Source organism: Bacillus sp. DX3.1 (assembly GCF_030292155.1).
Lineage (GTDB): Bacteria > Bacillota > Bacilli > Bacillales > Bacillaceae_G > Bacillus_A.
This window is the reverse complement of the sequence record NZ_CP128153.1, coordinates 2147657-2164568: the sequence shown is the minus strand read 5'-3', so window position 1 is coordinate 2164568 and position 16912 is coordinate 2147657. Positions and strand designations below refer to the sequence as shown.

12 protein-coding genes and 1 pseudogene are annotated in these 16912 nt (G+C 35.6%); 1 reads left to right on the top strand and 12 read right to left on the bottom strand.

What is annotated here, in order from left to right:
- Positions 1-196 precede the first annotated feature (196 nt).
- Both imm47 and QRE67_RS10440 read right to left on the bottom strand, forming a co-directional pair.
- A complete protein-coding gene (gene imm47, locus QRE67_RS10445) occupies positions 197-991 on the bottom strand; it encodes an Imm47 family immunity protein (RefSeq protein ID WP_286124793.1) in 795 nt (264 codons plus the stop codon).
- A gap of 143 nt (positions 992-1134) precedes the next feature.
- Complete coding sequence (locus tag QRE67_RS10440; RefSeq protein WP_286124792.1) at positions 1135-1545, bottom strand: hypothetical protein; 411 nt, start codon at positions 1543-1545, stop codon at positions 1135-1137.
- A gap of 147 nt (positions 1546-1692) precedes the next feature.
- Here QRE67_RS10440 and QRE67_RS10435 point away from each other — a divergent pair, with 147 nt between their 5' ends.
- On the top strand, positions 1693-2130 hold the full coding sequence (locus QRE67_RS10435; RefSeq protein WP_286124791.1) for a helix-turn-helix domain-containing protein: 438 nt from the start codon (positions 1693-1695) through the stop codon (positions 2128-2130).
- A gap of 59 nt (positions 2131-2189) precedes the next feature.
- Here QRE67_RS10435 and QRE67_RS10430 read toward each other — a convergent pair whose 3' ends face one another.
- The 10 genes and pseudogenes from QRE67_RS10430 to essC all read right to left on the bottom strand — a co-directional run bounded on the left by QRE67_RS10430 (position 2190) and on the right by essC (position 16882).
- Positions 2190-2603: a hypothetical protein gene (locus QRE67_RS10430; RefSeq protein WP_286124790.1), complete on the bottom strand. Its 414-nt coding sequence runs from the start codon at positions 2601-2603 to the stop codon at positions 2190-2192.
- A 29-nt stretch (positions 2604-2632) separates the two neighbouring features.
- The gene (locus QRE67_RS10425) at positions 2633-3967 is read right to left on the bottom strand and encodes a WXG100 family type VII secretion target (protein WP_286124789.1); all 1335 of its coding nucleotides are present in this window, start codon (positions 3965-3967) and stop codon (positions 2633-2635) included.
- Positions 3968-4187: 220 nt separating this feature from the next.
- Positions 4188-4412, bottom strand: a pseudogene (locus QRE67_RS10420) (pentapeptide repeat-containing protein); the annotation flags it as partial.
- A 23-nt stretch (positions 4413-4435) separates the two neighbouring features.
- Positions 4436-4930 carry a hypothetical protein gene (locus tag QRE67_RS10415; RefSeq protein WP_286124788.1) on the bottom strand — a complete coding sequence of 165 codons (495 nt, stop codon included), beginning with the start codon at positions 4928-4930 and terminating at the stop codon, positions 4436-4438.
- Between the two features lie 2 nt (positions 4931-4932).
- Positions 4933-6192 carry a WXG100 family type VII secretion target gene (locus QRE67_RS10410; protein ID WP_286124787.1) on the bottom strand — a complete coding sequence of 420 codons (1260 nt, stop codon included), beginning with the start codon at positions 6190-6192 and terminating at the stop codon, positions 4933-4935.
- Positions 6193-6252: 60 nt separating this feature from the next.
- Positions 6253-6687, bottom strand: a complete 435-nt coding sequence (locus tag QRE67_RS10405) for an SseB family protein (RefSeq protein WP_286124786.1) — start codon at positions 6685-6687, stop codon at positions 6253-6255.
- 69 nt (positions 6688-6756) lie between these two features.
- Positions 6757-9696: a hypothetical protein gene (locus QRE67_RS10400; protein ID WP_286124785.1), complete on the bottom strand. Its 2940-nt coding sequence runs from the start codon at positions 9694-9696 to the stop codon at positions 6757-6759.
- A 25-nt stretch (positions 9697-9721) separates the two neighbouring features.
- Positions 9722-12397 carry a tetratricopeptide repeat protein gene (locus tag QRE67_RS10395; RefSeq protein WP_286124784.1) on the bottom strand — a complete coding sequence of 892 codons (2676 nt, stop codon included), beginning with the start codon at positions 12395-12397 and terminating at the stop codon, positions 9722-9724.
- An 82-nt stretch (positions 12398-12479) separates the two neighbouring features.
- Complete coding sequence (locus tag QRE67_RS10390) at positions 12480-12752, bottom strand: WXG100 family type VII secretion target (RefSeq protein ID WP_286124783.1); 273 nt, start codon at positions 12750-12752, stop codon at positions 12480-12482.
- A gap of 116 nt (positions 12753-12868) precedes the next feature.
- A complete protein-coding gene (gene essC / locus QRE67_RS10385) occupies positions 12869-16882 on the bottom strand; it encodes a type VII secretion protein EssC (RefSeq protein WP_286124782.1) in 4014 nt (1337 codons plus the stop codon).
- Positions 16883-16912: the final 30 nt, after the last annotated feature.

Below are 16912 nucleotides of genomic sequence, written 5' to 3'. Positions count from 1 at the left end.
ATACTCTCCTGATTTTTCTGACTATTTATTCTGTAATAGCATTTATCTCTATTCTACTATACGAACAAAAGAGGGAATGCACAGCATCCCCTCTTTAATATCTCCTGAATATATTAATATAACTGATTGGAATATCCAGTTAACTATGATTAATAGCTATTAAATTTCTATTTACTTTGATAGTATTAAATATCTACTAGACTGGATTTGCATAAAAATATTTAACACCTGTTTGCCAATCCATTTTCGATAGTTTGTCAATATAACTAATAGTCTCTTTAAGTTTATTATCATTGATTACCGTATCATATTCAACTGGACATTTAACACCACTCCATATTGAAAGTAGTGAAGGAATTATCCCCATCTCTAATCTTGAATTTGTTTTCGCTGCGATAAATGATTTCTCAATTAGCTTTTTTGCTAAGTCTCCAGGAAATACAAATTGCTGACTATAATAATAGCTTTCAGCATCTAAACTATCTCTTTTTTCTAAATAAAATTGTCCTATTTCTTCCACAGTAGCTTCTTCGGAAAGATACTTTGTATATCCAAGTATTGTATCCAGAGAATCTTTAATCGTTTGTTCTACATATGTATCTTCCCATTCTTCTAACATAGCGAGTAAATAAGGAACCACATCATATGATAATGTTGTTGGTGCACAAGAAGCAAAAGTATCAGCATTTGAATCCGAAATCTCAGACAAAAACTTCAGATTATTACTATTTAATAAATCATCATGATTAGAAACTGAACAAAATAACCTTATACATAAATTCAAAACTGCTTCATTCTTTGTAGTATTCATTAAATCAATAAGTATATTTTTTATCGTAAAGTCTCCAGACTTTAAAACTTCTATAACGGATAGAATACAATCTTTTTCAGAAGTAATAGCCGTAAAATTATTTTTCAACAGTGTAATATCCTCGTTTTTCTTAACAGGGCCATACCAAATCCCTGGCATTAAATTTGTTTCACTAGGCAAAACACTCTCTCCTTTTGTTATAAATCATTATCGTAATCTATTCTCTCTTTTCCATTTTAATACTTTATTTCGGAATATTGTAACCTCAGTATGGTTCGGATTATTTCCAAATACAAACAATCTACTTTCAGTTTGATGAATTTTCAATATTTTAACATTTCCTTTACATTTGCTGCTTCAAAATCTTTTTGATTATTTTTTGGAGAATGGACTTTAATTGTAACCGGCGGTATATCTGGATGGGCATAAGGTGTAAAATCAGGATATCCGTTTGGGTATCTTACTGACTGCTCATTTTTATTTGTATATGTCCAAACTCCCTTGTCGTCAATAGAAATTTTCCCTCCTTGTTTTAATAACCACCTTTCAGGTCTTGGAGAATTCATAGGCTTAGTTTTCAAGACTTCTTTTGTAAAGTCTTCTAGTTGTAAATTTTTAGCCTTACTACCTCCCTTACCAAAAACCCTCTCCCCAGTCTCTTTCATAAACTGATACGCATCTTTCAGAGAGTGCTGTCCTGTACCTTGTGTCGCAAGGGCAGGCTCTTTTCCCAAAATCGGTGTATACTTTCGCAATGTTTTGATAGCATAACGGAATTTCTTATCTGCTTATACAAAGGTATTTTTAACTGTTGTTTTTCCTTTATTCCACAGGTCTCCTACTTTATTAGCCAGGCCTTTGGTTTTAGAAGCGATGAAGGTATGAACATTCAAAGTATTTCACAAATGGAGAGAAGAGTTTACAAACCGTCTATCGAGAAACTTGTAGAACTTAGTGATATTCTCAATGTAACACCTAACGATATTCTGATGAAAGACTACGAGTATTATCAATGGAAAGAGGAACGATTTTCTGCTCTTAACAACTCTGTCACTGACATTGTAGATATTATGAATACTGTAGAAGATTTACGAGCAAAAGCAAAGCTTGCTAGAGAAAGGAAGGATGGAAATGCCGAACGAGGCTATCTTGACCAAATCATTGGCATTTTTGCTTGGCGGAATGAGCATATGGCGGAAATTGCTGATTATCTATACTACAAAAGGCTGAACGAAATTGTCCGCAAGGGTTCAGATGAGCTTAAAGAAAATAAGATTATGAATATGAAAATCTTGAAAAACAGAAAAGAGAACCCATAGGAGGATTAATTCCTTGGATTCTCTTTCTTTTGTCTATGTGCAGCATGACCATTATGTTACTATGATTGAATCTTACTAAGAAAGTCTTCTAATATTTTTCTAGTTGCAACACCAGCTTGTGGAATTAAATCACTTACTCGCTGCATAATTGAGGGATTTTCCAATATAAGCTGTTTACTTTCTGGACTTGTAAAGCTTCTCAACGTATCTACGCATGTTTCGAATAGTTCTTTATCGTCTGTATCCAGCATTGTTAATAGCACTTTCAATTCATTCATACTACATTCATTATCCAAACAGTAAGCTAACCTTCTTTGCCACTCTAAAGGGTTGGTTACTGCCGTATTAAGTAATTCTTCCCAATCATGAGAAGAGAATTCCAGTAACATTTCTTGGGCAATTGAAAATCCTTCATCATACCAATAGCCGTCTGTAAAATATCCCAAAAGATAATCCTCAAATTCTTTATACATTTAAAAATCTCCTTTAATTATCTATAATATTAAGGTGTAGTAAAACCGTTTAAAAGCTGTGTAGCACCTCCACCAGTTGGATATCCAGATACAACTTCATCACCTATTTTAATCACTTCTATTTGAACACCATTAATTGTAGCTCTATGGAGGGTAGCTCCATCTCTTGCTCTTTGTCCAATAGCAGGCATATGTCCAACCTCTTTTATACTATTAATAATTTGCTGATCACTCCATGTACCTGGAAATAGAGTGCTTGATTTAGTTTTCGCTAAATTTCCATCAGAAAATTGGGTAGTGAATTTAACATTCCTCGTTCCATCTGCATTAACTTTTATTTCTTCAACTGCATAGTTAGGATGTGTATTGTTTATGTTTGGGGAATGTCCACCTATGAAATCATTTTTAGGTGGTACTTTCCTTTGACCATATAGTATTTTCTCTTCCATTTCAGAACTAATAATAGCCCGGTTAGCATTACTACCTCCCGTACCAAAAACCCTCTCCACAGTCTCTTTCGTATACTGATACGCATCTTTCAGAGAGTTTGATCCTCCGACTTTACCTCCACCTGCTACCGAAAAGGCCTTTCCTCCAGGAATCCACTCATATTCTACCAATGTTTTAATCGCATGCTGGATCTTTTTATCTGCTTGAACAAAGGCATTTTTAACAGTAGTTTTTCCTTTATTCCACAAGTCTCCTACTTTATTAACCAGGCCTTTAGTTTTAGAAGCGACGAAGGATACGCCTTCTTGTAGCTTACTTGACACTTTCTTCGCTCCATCAAGAAGGGCTTTTCCGCCTTTCTCTACTGCTTCTACGACCTTCTTTCCGCCATACTTAATTACTTTTCCACCAACACTGACGACTTTTCCAACCGGAATAACGTTCAGAAGCGTCCAACCTGCAGCAATGAGTCTTTCTTTTGTAGATAGCTCTTTACCTGTGACAGGGTCTTTCCCTGTAAATGCTCTGATGGCGTCATTCACACCGAAAAATTCTGCTGCTTCATCGCGTGCCTTTTCCCACCATGCTTTTTCTTCTTTCTTTTCTTTTTTAGGTGTTTTTTTTACTTTTTCTGCTTGTTTCTTCTGATATTCATCATCTGCTTGACGAAACTTTTGGGCAATGCGCCGTAAATCTTTTTCTGTTTCTTGTAAGTTATGTATATACCCTTCCATTAGTTTCGTCGATCGCACATACTCCCCGTAAAAACGCTGACTCGTTGCTCCTTGCCACTGCATTTGAATACTGAACATCGATTGATTGAGATTCTGCTGTATATTTTGGCTATGTTTTTGCATCGCTGAGATGTTTTTGGCAATTTGTTCGAGTTGTTCAGGTTTGACTTTAATCTCCAAACCTTCTCCCCACTCATTATCTCCTATTTTGAAAGATGTTTGAGATTTCGTCAAACAAATCGCTTAGTCATAAATTTAAACTACTTCAACCAGTTGAAACAAAATGACTTCATTTGTTTTTAACATGACACAAAAAAGGCTTATTCCACCTCAAGTTTCAAAGTAGAATAAACCTTTTCAATATATCTCATTAAGTGTACATACGACTCTGAATAAACTTCTAGATCAGCTTTAATACTTGTTCCTTAACATTTTCATCAAACTTAGCGCCTTCTACATTTGCTCCCTTCCAAACCACATTATCAAGTTTAGCACCGGTAAAATCCGCATCCGTAAAATTCCCATTTTAAAGGGTCACTCCTATTAAATTTGCATTTCTAGCATCTACTTCTGATAAATTTGCATTTTCCAAATCCACTTTTTCAAATTTACCATTTGTAAGAGTTCTTTTTTTATATTCATCAGTATTTAAAGATTTCTTATATCTTCAATAGCACCACTTTCATCAGAAATAAACACAGCGTCCCCTATCAGATCAAATTGTGATGGTGGTAGCTTAACATCTACAACCCAAGCATAACACTCAATATCCATTACATTTTCATAAAAGAAAATCGGTTTTTCTATTTCTCCAACTAAATCTCCTTTTTCAATAGAATCTTGAACGATTTCTATAGCTTTTTTAGTATTTAATTTAGGATTGTTTTTATTTATTTTCTCTATGATATCTATACCGAAAGCTATATATTCTATTTCTCCCACCTCATCTGATATTATAAAATTTTTTAATCGTTCATCCGCATTAAGTTTTAATTCCGCCTCAACAATCCAAACATTTCCATGTATACTAAAAAAATTTTGATGAAATTGAGCAGGTGTCTTAATTATCCAGGGAACATTGTGCTCTTTTATATAAAGCTGTGCAAGCTCAGTTGCTTTTTCTGCATTTAAATTAGTGTTCATTTCTAATCATATCCCTTCCAACCAATTGGCGGCCATTCTCCAGTTCTGCATCTCTCAATGTAACGTTGTGCTTCATATATTTCTTCTTTAGTGAAGAAATTCTTATTTTTCATTATTGTACTGTATACAAATTCCTCTCTCTGTAGCATGGACTGGGTTAAATAGTCTGGTTTTCCCAAATCCAACCACTGCTCTGCATGATAGCTTTCATGAAAACTATCTAATATACGAGGCTCAGACCTTAATATTATTCTACCCGTTTGAGGATCAAACATTGCTGCCACATTCGGTTTAGGAAAAAGTGTACCTTTTTTATCTATAATAACTTTAATTCCTTTATTCCCCATTGAATTCTTAAAAGCTCTTAATTCTTTTGTAGACATTATTCTTAGATTTTTTTCATCTAGTACAACTGTTTGTATTTTTCGTGCATCACCACTTAGTCCCTCAAAGCCTTTACCTGCTCCCTTACCAGCACCCTTCTCGCCACCACCAGGGATCCATTTATACTCTGTCAATGTTTTAATTGCGTGTCGAACTTTCTTACCTGCTTGTACAAAGGTGTTTTTAACTGCTGTTTTCCCTTTATTCCAAAGATCTCCTACTTTATTAACCAGACTTTTAGTTTTAGAAGCGACGAAGGATACGCCTTCTTTTAGCTTACTTGGCACTTTCTTCGCTCCATCAAGAAGGGCTTTTCCGCCTTTCTCTACTGCTTCTACGACCATTTTTCCGCCATACTTAATTACTTTCCCAGCAGTACTAAGGACTTTTCCAACCGGAATAACGTTCAAAAGCGTCCAACCTGCCGCAATGAGTCTTTCTTTTGTAGATAGCTCTTTACCTGTGACAGGGTCTTTCCCTGTAAATGCTCTGATGGCGTCATTCACACCGAAAAATTCTGCTGCTTCATCGCGTGCCTTTTCCCACCATGCTTTTTCTTCTTTCTTTTCTTTTTCAGGTGCTTTTTTTACTTTTTCTGCTTGTTTCTTTTGATATTCTTGATCTGTTTGACGAAACTTTTGGGCAATGCGCCGTAAATCTTTTTCTGTTTCTTGTAAGTTATGTATATACCCTTCCATTAGTTTCGTCGATCTCATATACTCCCCGTAAAAACGCTGACTCGTTGCTCCTTGCCACTGCATTTGAATACTGAACATCGATTGATTGAGATTCTGCTGTATATTTTGGCTATGTTTTTGCATCGCTGAGATGTTTTTGGCAATTTGCTCGAGTTGTTCAGGTTTGACTTTAATCTCCAAACTTTCTCCCACCTTCCTCTATTTTATACCAAAAAGAATAGGAAGCGCATCAATTATTGCTTATACTTCTTTAGAAAAAATATCAAAGATACTCCCATCACAAATGGCTTCGATTTCTTCTTTTACAAACAATTTTTGAAAAGGTGTCCCTAGATTTAAAATCACATTTGCCTCTAAATCTATCGTCTGCAATAATTCAATAGCATTCATACAAACATATGGACATTCTTCTGGAATTACTGTCTCTAAATGCTTTAAATCAGAATAAAGCGGTAACATTAACCCGTCTTCCATTTCAAAATAATGAATTTGCAATTGGGTATTTTCTGTAGAAATGAAGTTTCCCTCCTCATCCATTTTTGTGTCCCCTTCTACAGAAGCGACAACATATAAATCTGATTTTTGTAAAATATCGTAAAAGCGACCCCTTTTTTCTTCATTCTGCAGTGCTTCTACTAGCGCCTCATCTAATGGACAAATTTCTAGTAAACTCATTCTCTTTCACTCCTTATTGGGAATAAGTTCACCATCTTATTGAGGTAAGATGGTGAACTTCACATATATTTATTTTTGGGTATCCATTTCTTTAATTTTTTCTAAATAATCCATTGCTGTTTGGCGCAATTCCCCATCAATAGTTGTTGCATATTGTGGACGAGTTAAAAACTCAAAACATTTATATGCTGCATCAAAATTCTTTCCTTCAAAGGCCTCTTTCCCCTTGTCAAACATAAAATTAGAGTACTTCTTCATCAAGTTCTTTGCAGGAGTTTGTTGATATCCTAGTTTCATTGACTGATCTATTAATTCAATTACTGAAGCTAAATCCTCAATAGTTGTTATTTTCTCTGCTTTTTTATTCGCAGCATCAAATGTGCCCAAATACTCAATCGCATATTTCACTTGATCTTTAACTCCAGTTATTTCAATTCCTGGTGTTTTATATAGAACTTGATAGATATTTAAAGCTGATAGATAATTAGTTTCTTCTGCCTGTTTTGCTACTTCTAATACATCATTAGCGACCTTAGTAAATCCTTTTGTGTCAATAACATCACGGGAAGCTGCCTGACCATAATAATGTAAAGCGTCATAAAGTTTTCCTTGTTTATTTGCTTCAGCACTCGCTATTTGGATAAGTTGAATTCCCTCTACTTTTTTAGACGCACGATCAATCATATTCATGCCACTAATTTCTCCAATTGTTTTATCGATATCTTTTAACTGTGCAAGTAATGTGTATGATGGTAGCACCGTTTTCTCTACCTTACTTTGCCATCCTGTTGTTCCATTAATTTCATTCCAGTCTTTCTCTGTGCTTTCCCATAGTTTATTCGCATAACTTACCATTTCTTCTCTTGAGCGCTCTAATGGATGCTTTGTACGGATTGCATTCGCGATATTTAATACAGCTGTATAATATTCTCCTTTAGCTGCTGCCTCATTTGCTTTTCTTTCAAACATAAGTGGCATCAACAATTGTTTTGCTTCATCTTGAACAGATTTTTCTACTCTTGCTGCACTTGCTAATAAATTCGCTTTCTTTAGAGCGTCATCAATGGAAACATTAGGGTCTTTCATTTGTCCTCGAAGTCCCTCTACAGCTACGTTAAATTGCTGATTTAGTTTCTCTTGTTGCTCACCTTTTGCTACATCAATCCATTGATTTGCTAATAATAAAGCATTTTCGTACTGTGAATTTTCTGGGTTTAAATATGTTTCAATTTGTTCAATTACTTGATTAATCGGATCTGGTTTTTCCGGTTTCTTTTGATCACTAGTGTCTTTATTATCCTTTTCTTCCTTATTATTTTGACTGTCTTTATTCTCATTGCTTTCTTTTTTCTCTTTATTCTCTTTGTTCTCTGTATTATCTTTCGCTAGTTCTCCTTTTGTCTCTTGCTCACTAGTCGCTTCGATTGCTTCTGTTTTTGCCGTATGATCTTCTTGTGTTTTTGTTTCTTCCTTGCTACCAGTTTCTTTTGCAGCTTCTTTTGAAGTTTCTTCTACTACTGGCGTTTGAATGTCCATATTCTTCAATTCTTCTTGGAGCAGCTTGTAGAAAATCTTCTCTACACGTTGATTTGCAGCTTCTACTAATTTAGAATCCACACTTTCAAAAACTGATGTAATTAAATAATACTTACTTAAAGCTTGTTCTAAAGATGCTGTATCCCCTGTATTTAACCAAATCTGTTCTTCTTGTATCGCTGTTTGATACACTTTTTCTGCAACTGATTGAATGTGCTCTTTCTGTTTTTCATTTAAATATCTTTGTAACTCTTCTTGTGTTTGTGTTGTAACCGATTCATTCAGTACATTGATTTGATTGCGTAAATAGAATAACTCTCTATGATTTGAGTAATTGTTATTTGATGGGCTCAGAATTTGTTCTAAATTATCTAATGCTAACTTATGTTCAGCTACCGCCTTTGCTTCTGATTGTGTATTCAATTGGCTAACGAGCGTCCAGTCGTTCTTTGTGCTATCGTAGTTAGTCAGATTATTTAATGCATTTGAATTCTGCCCTTTTGGATTACCATAATAATCATTAAAGAATACAGATGAGTAATATTCTCCATTTCCAGCAATCCACTCAACTAAAATATCACCCGTTTGTGGTGATACTGTTATCGTTGGGCGTGTTGGGTCTGGTTTCTCTGGCTCTGTAGTACCACCGCCTCCAGTAGTTCCACCGCCTCCGGTAGTTCCACCGTCTCCAGGTTTATCTCCACCATCTCCAGGTTTATCTCCACCGTCTCCAGGTTTATCTCCACCATCTCCAGGTTTATCTCCACCGTCCCCAGGTTTATCTCCACCGTCCCCAGGTTTATCTCCACCATCTCCAGGTTTATCTCCACCATCTCCAGGTTTATCTCCACCATCTCCAGGTTTATCTCCACCATCTCCAGGTTTATCTCCACCATCTCCAGGTTTATCTCCACCATCTCCAGGTTTATCTCCACCGTTTCCAGGTTTATCTCCACCTGGTTGGTTACCATTACCCTCTTGTTCTTTCGGTGGCTCTGTAGTGGTTGGATTCTTCGCTGTATCCACTAAATTATCCGGCAAATTCTTCCCCGGATCCACCACCGGTCCCCCCATATTAGTTGGTAGGTCAACCTTTGGTGGTGCTGGTGCATCTGATAGCTTAATATCAGGATCTTTTTTTGCAATTTGCACTTCGTCTGGATTGTATGTTACCGGCGTAATTGGTGATTTATTGTTTCCAATTAAGTCTGCTAGGTTAATATTGGGTTTTTCACCCGGTTTATCGTCTTTCTTTGCTGGATCGGCAATTAAATTAGGAAACATAGATTGTAAATCATTACTTCCTGTAATACGATCGTCTTCTTTCTCTTCTGTATTACTTGCTAACTTTACTGTTTCTTTTCCAGCGGTATTAAAGCCTTTATCATAGATAAGATAACCGGATGTGCCCAATAAAGCAGCTGACATAACAGATATCGCGACTTTCTTACCTAAATTATTATTTTCTTCCATATTATTTTCTCCCCATTTCCCATCTTTATTGAATCCAGCCGTTTGTTTTCATTTCTGATAGTTTTTCTTGTGCTGTTTTCACTTCAGCTTGATTTTCATTTGCTTGTACGGTTTTTCTTAAGAATCGGCTTGCTTCTTCATATTTCTTTTGTTTAATTTTAAACATGCCGAACGCAAAATTCACATGCGGATCTTCATCATTTTGCGAATATGCTTCAGAGAAGAATCGTTCTGCTTCATTTCCTTGTCCCACTTTATCGTATAAAATCCCTACATTCACAAGCGTATTTGTGTCACGCATACCGCTATTGACAACCCTATTATAGGCTTGTAGTGCTTGTTGGTAAGCAGCCGTACTTTTGCCCCCATCACGCGTTTCATAAAATTGACCAGCTTCGTAATAAACAATTCCTAATTGATTTAATAGCTCTATATTATTTTGATCCTTTTGAATTGCAGTTTGTAATACTTGTGATGCTTGCTGGTAGTTTCCTTCTTTTTTCGCACTATCAATCAAGTTTGTCTTATTCCAAAGCACATATAAGTTAGAAAGTTCAATTGTATATGTAGTATTTTTAGCATCTTGCTTAATCGCCTCTTTAAAAAAGGACTCCGCTTTGTCTAATTGCACAGTTGCAGTTGCTAGTTGCCCTTTTAGATAAGAAACGATTGCCTTGTCCTCATCTGTATTTGTGCTCATTTTAACAATGACATCTTCTGCCTTTTCAAATTCTTTCATTTTCATATGACTCACAGCTAAATCTCGCATCGCATCTTTTTTATACATTTCAATCCCTTTAGCATTGTTCGCAAGTGCCTGTTCAAAATTCGGTACTGCTTCCTGATATTTTCCGATTCGAAAGTTTGCTGAACCTAATAGATACGCTGCTTCTTTGTTGTTTTTATCAATTTCCCTATCTTTTATTAACTTAGTAAGATAGTCGATGGCAATTTTATTTTTACCTTCCGCAACATAAATTGTTGCTAATTGTAGATGTGCTTCGTCTTTTCCCTTCACTGCAATAGCCGAAGCCACAGCTTCTTCAGCTAATTTATATTTTTTATCGTGATACGCTTGCCGAGCTTGTTCCATGAATTGTTGGTATTTCGCATTTGTTGTATAGAAATAATACGACAATGAACCGACTGCTACTACAATTACACTTGAGCCAATAATCAAAATACGCTTTTTATTTTTTCTCCACCATTTTGCAAATGCAGATGGTTCTCGTTGTTCATGTGTTAATGAGAGGGGCTGATTCGATGCTTTCGCATTTAAGATTTCATCGTCTATATCATATTCAACTTGTTTCTTTGTTTGTTTGCGGCTTTGTAAGATGCTATTTGGGACTGTCACAGCAGCAGCCACTTCTTCAGTAGGGTACGTTCCTTGTTGTTCTTTTATCTCTTCAATGATGCTTTCAATTTCCTGTTTTAGTGCTTGATCAATGTTTGGAAATTGTATGATTCGTGAATAGACGAAACAAGCAAATTCTGCATTGTTTTCTCTCTCTAATTCAGTAGCTAATTCCAAATAACCTTGCAGCACCCGTCTTTGATTTATTTCAGGCTCTTGACTCTCTATCGTTTTAATCATATATGCTAGTTCTTGTTTTAGAGCAGTTGATGGATGTGATGAATTGAGAATCGTTTTATATTCAAATAATGCTGCTTGTTTAAATCCTCTCTCTTCTAGTAATCTTGCAATTTCCAAACATTTCGATACAAAAAGAGATTGCTCTTGTTCTGATTTTCTTTCCGCATCAATTTTAATTATCTCTCTAACACTATTGAATGCATCATACCACTCTGCAAAGCTTGGACATTCTGCAAAGGTTTTACTGTTCCATGCCTTCTCAAATAACTGTGCAATCTTGTCATCCCATTGCTCATGTAATGTTTGTTGAAGCAATAAATAACGCTCACACTTCGTCTGCATTTCTTCTGTTTTAAAATAGCTGGCATCTGTCCATTTCTTATTTCGTACTTCTTCACTGCACCAACTTAATATCTCACCTAATAAAACAGCACCAGCAAAACGATCTGCTTCTTTTTGCCATACCCCACCTTTTAGAAACGTTGGCGCGTAACCAGCTGAACCTGCTGGTAACAGTGATGGTCTCCTACTTTTCGGACCATACATTTGTTCGACGTCAACAAGTTCAATATTATGTTGGCCCTCAATTGGATTTTCACTTAATAAAGGGATTAATATATTACTTGATGATAAATCATTATGTGCAATTTCATTCTCTTCCATTGTTTTAAGTGTTGTAAGAAATGCCTCTGCAATTGAAAAACATTGTTGTTTTGATAAAAATTTTTGTTCTTGTAAAATGTCTGCCCAAGTTGGCCCTTTTATCCATGGCATTACAATACTATTAGCAAGTTCTTCTGATTTTTCAATAGCAGCTGTATGTTCTTCTTGTGTAACAATGTAGCGTGAGCATACTTTAAGCCCCAATAGATGAGAAAGAGGTTCTAAAAATGCCAGTTGGTGTTTTTCATCACGATAGCGTTCTTTAAAAACTTTTAAAGCGATTCTTTCTGCACTATTTTCATGTTGTAGTTGATATACAGTCCCTTGTCTACCTTCTTGTCCATACGGCATATCAATACCAATAACTGCTGGATGTTTTGTAAAGCTATAAACATCTGTATGAAAAGTTATTTTTTCTCCTACTTCTGGTCGGAATCCCATTTTATCTCCTTACTCTCATATGACGATTTTTAAAGAAAAGACCAGGAACAATAGCTCCTGGTCTTTTGCAATTGTTCCGCTATTAATATGAGTTATCCACGTTACGGAAGTTATTAGCAATCTTTTTCAATTCTTCAGAAATGTGTTGTAGAATTGGAATGTATTGTTGCATTGCTTGTTTAGATTCATTAAAGTTCCCTCTAAATTTTGCTTGTGTTGCCCCAGACCATTGACCTTCTAAATTATTAATGTCGCCTTCAAGTCTATTAATTTGTTGTTGTGCTTCACTTGCTGCATTTGTGAAGTTACTAGCAATTTGTTCAAGCTGTTCGGGTGTAATTTTAATTTCTGCCATCCTGTATTTCCCCTTTCGATCAATTAATATTGTAACAATTAGATTATAAACTATATTCATACTGTTTTTAAAGGGGTAAATTACAAAAAAACTATTTTTTTGTAATTTAACCAATTTTATACTCTTTCAATTGTCGATTTTGACCATTTTGTAGTGATTTTTCTTGTCAGATCATGAAGTAAATGCAACGGTGTAAAAGCACATTTTACTTTCATAGGCTTCCTGCGTATAAAATATCCTTCACCACTCCGGAGTTCTTGATCCATTTCTGCATGCTTAAGCTTTATATTAAAGAAATACACATCATTATTTTGCGTTGTACCTAATAAATAACTAAAGCTTCGTTTTCTGATTTCCGTAAACCATTTTTCATGAGAATAACTATTTATACTTGATGTTGTAGCTGCTGCGACAAAATGGACCCCTTTATTTCTTCCATTTTGAACAATTTGCTCCATTTTATTTTTTGCATCAAAATCAGTAGATAATAACGCCAACATTTGATCAATATCATCAATAACAATAATAATCCTCGAATATGGAAACTTCATTTTTTCATTTGGATTTAAAGACGGCATTACCACTTCTCTGCTATTTATTATTTCTAGCAACTCATCTAGCATTTCTTTTAATTGCATACCATCTGTAATCCGTTTCTTAACATGAGGTAATTCTCCAAGAGCCAAAATACCCGTTGTTTTTTCACTTAAATCAATCATAAATAATTCAATTTCTTCAGGTGCATGTTGATAGGTAAGTGAAAAAATCAGTGTTTGTAATAAAGATGTCTTACCACCTTCAATTCTTCCACCAATGAAAATATTTGTCATTTCTTCTAATGAAAAGTTTTGCAAACGAATATCTTCTGTTTCGATACCTGCACAAATTTGAGACGATTCTGATTGCTCTAGCATGTCTTCAACAAACAACTCTTTCGGAACCATTGGAATTGATTTTGCTTTCTCTCCAGTCCATGCTCCATTCATTTTTTGAATAATCGTTTTTAACTGCTGAGAATATTCCAATTCATTTTCCCCAATAAAAGGTAATGCTGCTTGGAATAGTTCTGGTGGCTGTCCTTTCGCTAAACCACGCCCAGATGGCACTTCAATTAATGGAAAGTTCGGTCTTCCAACTAAACTATAATATTCAGTTCTATCTTGCAATTCAAACGAAATTGCCATCGGAATATTGTTACGAACACGGTCAAACATATCAGTTGTTTGATTGAGTGAGAAATGAAAATAAATACCATACGTACTTGACTCACGTAACAATTGCTCTAACATTTCATTTTCCTTCTCATATTCATTTCGGAACCTAATATAACCATCTAGCATCACGACAATAGCTGGGATTTTTTTTTCTACCATTCGGTTATACATTGAGTAAGATTTCGCCCCTATATCTGAAAAACATTCTTTTCTATATGTGACTTCCTTCTTTAAAAAGCTGAATAACCGTTTCATTTTTTCATTTTCGCCTTCTTGCACAATCCCACCCATATGTGGTAAATCTCTAAAATCTAAAAACATACGACCAAAATCAATCACATAGAAGTTTACTTCCTCTGGTGTATGAGATAATGCAAGCGACATAATAATTGTTTGTAATAAAGTTGTTTTCCCTGTTCCTGGCATACCATAAATATTTAAATGTCCCTCTTGTAAATCTAAATTCAAAGGATACTGTGCTTGACTTGCCACGTCGTCGATTAGTCCCACCGTTAACTGCAACTCTTCTTCCCTTTTCTTCCATACATCCGCATTCCAATTCTCTATTTCATAGAATCGATTTAATAATAATTTCTCTGGTAAGGGCGCCAACCAAGGCCCTGGTAATGGTTTAATATTTTCTTTCTCAGATATTGTCTGTATATATTGAATAAAGGCTTGCAATTGCTTTGGACTATTCGTCATAGGTTTCGGACGCTTTTTCACTTTTATTCGTTTACCAGAAAGCTTTACTTCTGTGAAATCAACAATATCTACAACCTTCTCCTCATCTGGATTATATGGAGCTCCACTCCAAGCTGATTGGAATAGTTCTAGTATCTCATTACTACCGACTTGTAAATACCCACGTCCAGGAACATTAATTTTAGATGCATCTGGAATTTTTAGCATTTCACGGCTATCTGCGCCATCTTGTACTCGCAAACAAATACGAAAACGAGAGTTACTCCAAATTTTATCATTGACAACCCCAGAAGGCTTTTGCGTTGCCAGTAATAAATGTACACCTAACGTTCTACCAATTGCAGCGACACTAATAAGTTCATCCATAAATTCTGGTTGTTCCTTTTTCATTTGAGCAAACTCATCAATAACAATAAATAAATGTGGCAGAGGTTCTTTCTCACGCCAACTTGTTTCATAGTATTCGTCAAGATGTTGGACATTTCCAGCTTGAATGAACAGTTTTTGTCTTCTCTCTAACTCTGCTTTTAACGAAATTCTTGCACGTTCTATTAAATTTGGATCTTCTAAGTTCGTAATCGATGCGATAATATGTGGCAGCCCTGTAAATGTATTCGACATCCCCCCACCTTTATAGTCGATTAGCATAAATGCCATCTCATGAGGGTGGTATGTAACCGCTAATGCTGCAATAATAGACTGTATAACTTCACTTTTCCCAGATCCTGTTGTACCGGCCATTAATCCATGTGGACCGTGTCCTTTTTTCTCAATTTTGTCATGAATATTTAGAAAAACAGGTTTGCTACCTTCTCTTACTCCAATTGGAACCGGCAATGAAGTTGGATAGCGATTTTCATTCCAGCGATCTAACACTTGTAATTCTTCCATTTTCTTGACTTGGAATAGATCTAAAAATGTTAATACCTTTGGTATGTTAGCTGCTGTAGAACTTTTTATTCGAATCGGCGCTATACTACGAGCACCTAGTTCACAGCGTTCAAATGAAAGACGATCTACTTTAAAGCTAGCACGTGTTGTTCCGCTATTTTCAGCCGAACTCGAGAATGTTTCTACTAATTCACCGTTTTCTCCATTTAAACTAATAACAATATCACATTCCATTGGTAATCGTTCTTTTTGTTCTGCAAATATGAATGTCGAAGCTCCCACGCTCTCTCCTTCTCTAAGCAACATAGGAAGAAGCGGATCATCTTCCAAAAACTCTCTTGCAGATAAGAAGAAAATATACATCGGGATTAATGGCACTTTTGCATCCGCTTGTGCTGAAGAATTATAGATTCTGCGCATATTAAGCGGTGTAAATAATGCTTCTGCCAACCTTTGTGCATCTTGTTCATTCTCTGATAAAAAACGCATGCTTCGTTGTTCGTCCCATACATGCGGAAGCCATCTCATCCAATCCCATTGTTTTTTCTCTTGCTCATGATAAAAGGCTGCCATTTTCACTTCATTTGGAGCATGATGCGTCATAATTTGTGTCGTTACAGTTCGAATAAAGTTCAATCTATCTTCTTTATTCCCAACTACACCAATTACATCATTTTTTTTCAGAGAGATTGAAATATGCCCATTAGGAATTGTTGTAAAATCTCTTTTCACATTTTGCGCTTCTGTAACTAATGCATTTTCTTCATATCCCCTTTGTTCAGGAACTTTTAATTCAATAAGAAACGGTCTTGAACCCGTTCCAATGCGAATATCTAAAAAATCTGGACTTTCCGGTGTTCTTTCCCATAAATTACTTTCTCGATTTTCAATTCGTTGTACACTTTTTAAAGGACTTGGATTTTGTGTAATTAAATATTTTGCTTGTTCGACCTTTAATGTATCTAACTCCACTCGGCGCTTTTGAATTTGCTCTAGATATCTTGTTTGCAGTTGCTCAACCATTTGACGATGTTCTTTCTTGTTACGCAAATATCCCATTGTTGTAAATATATAAGATCCTAACATTGGAATACTAGAAACCATCATAAGTGGCATATAACTTGAATTCATCTTCATAACCTTCATCATCACGAAGTATAATACCAGTGTTAGAATTGTCATCGCCGCTGGCAATATCATTGTTTCTATTGAAAACTTCGGTTCCTCTGGTATATTTGGCGGATCATGAATGACAACATTGCCTGTTGGTATGTCTACTTTCACACGCGGAGAGCGCTGAAAATATGGTGATTTTTGCACAAAACATTTCTCCTTCCTCTTTCACAAAAC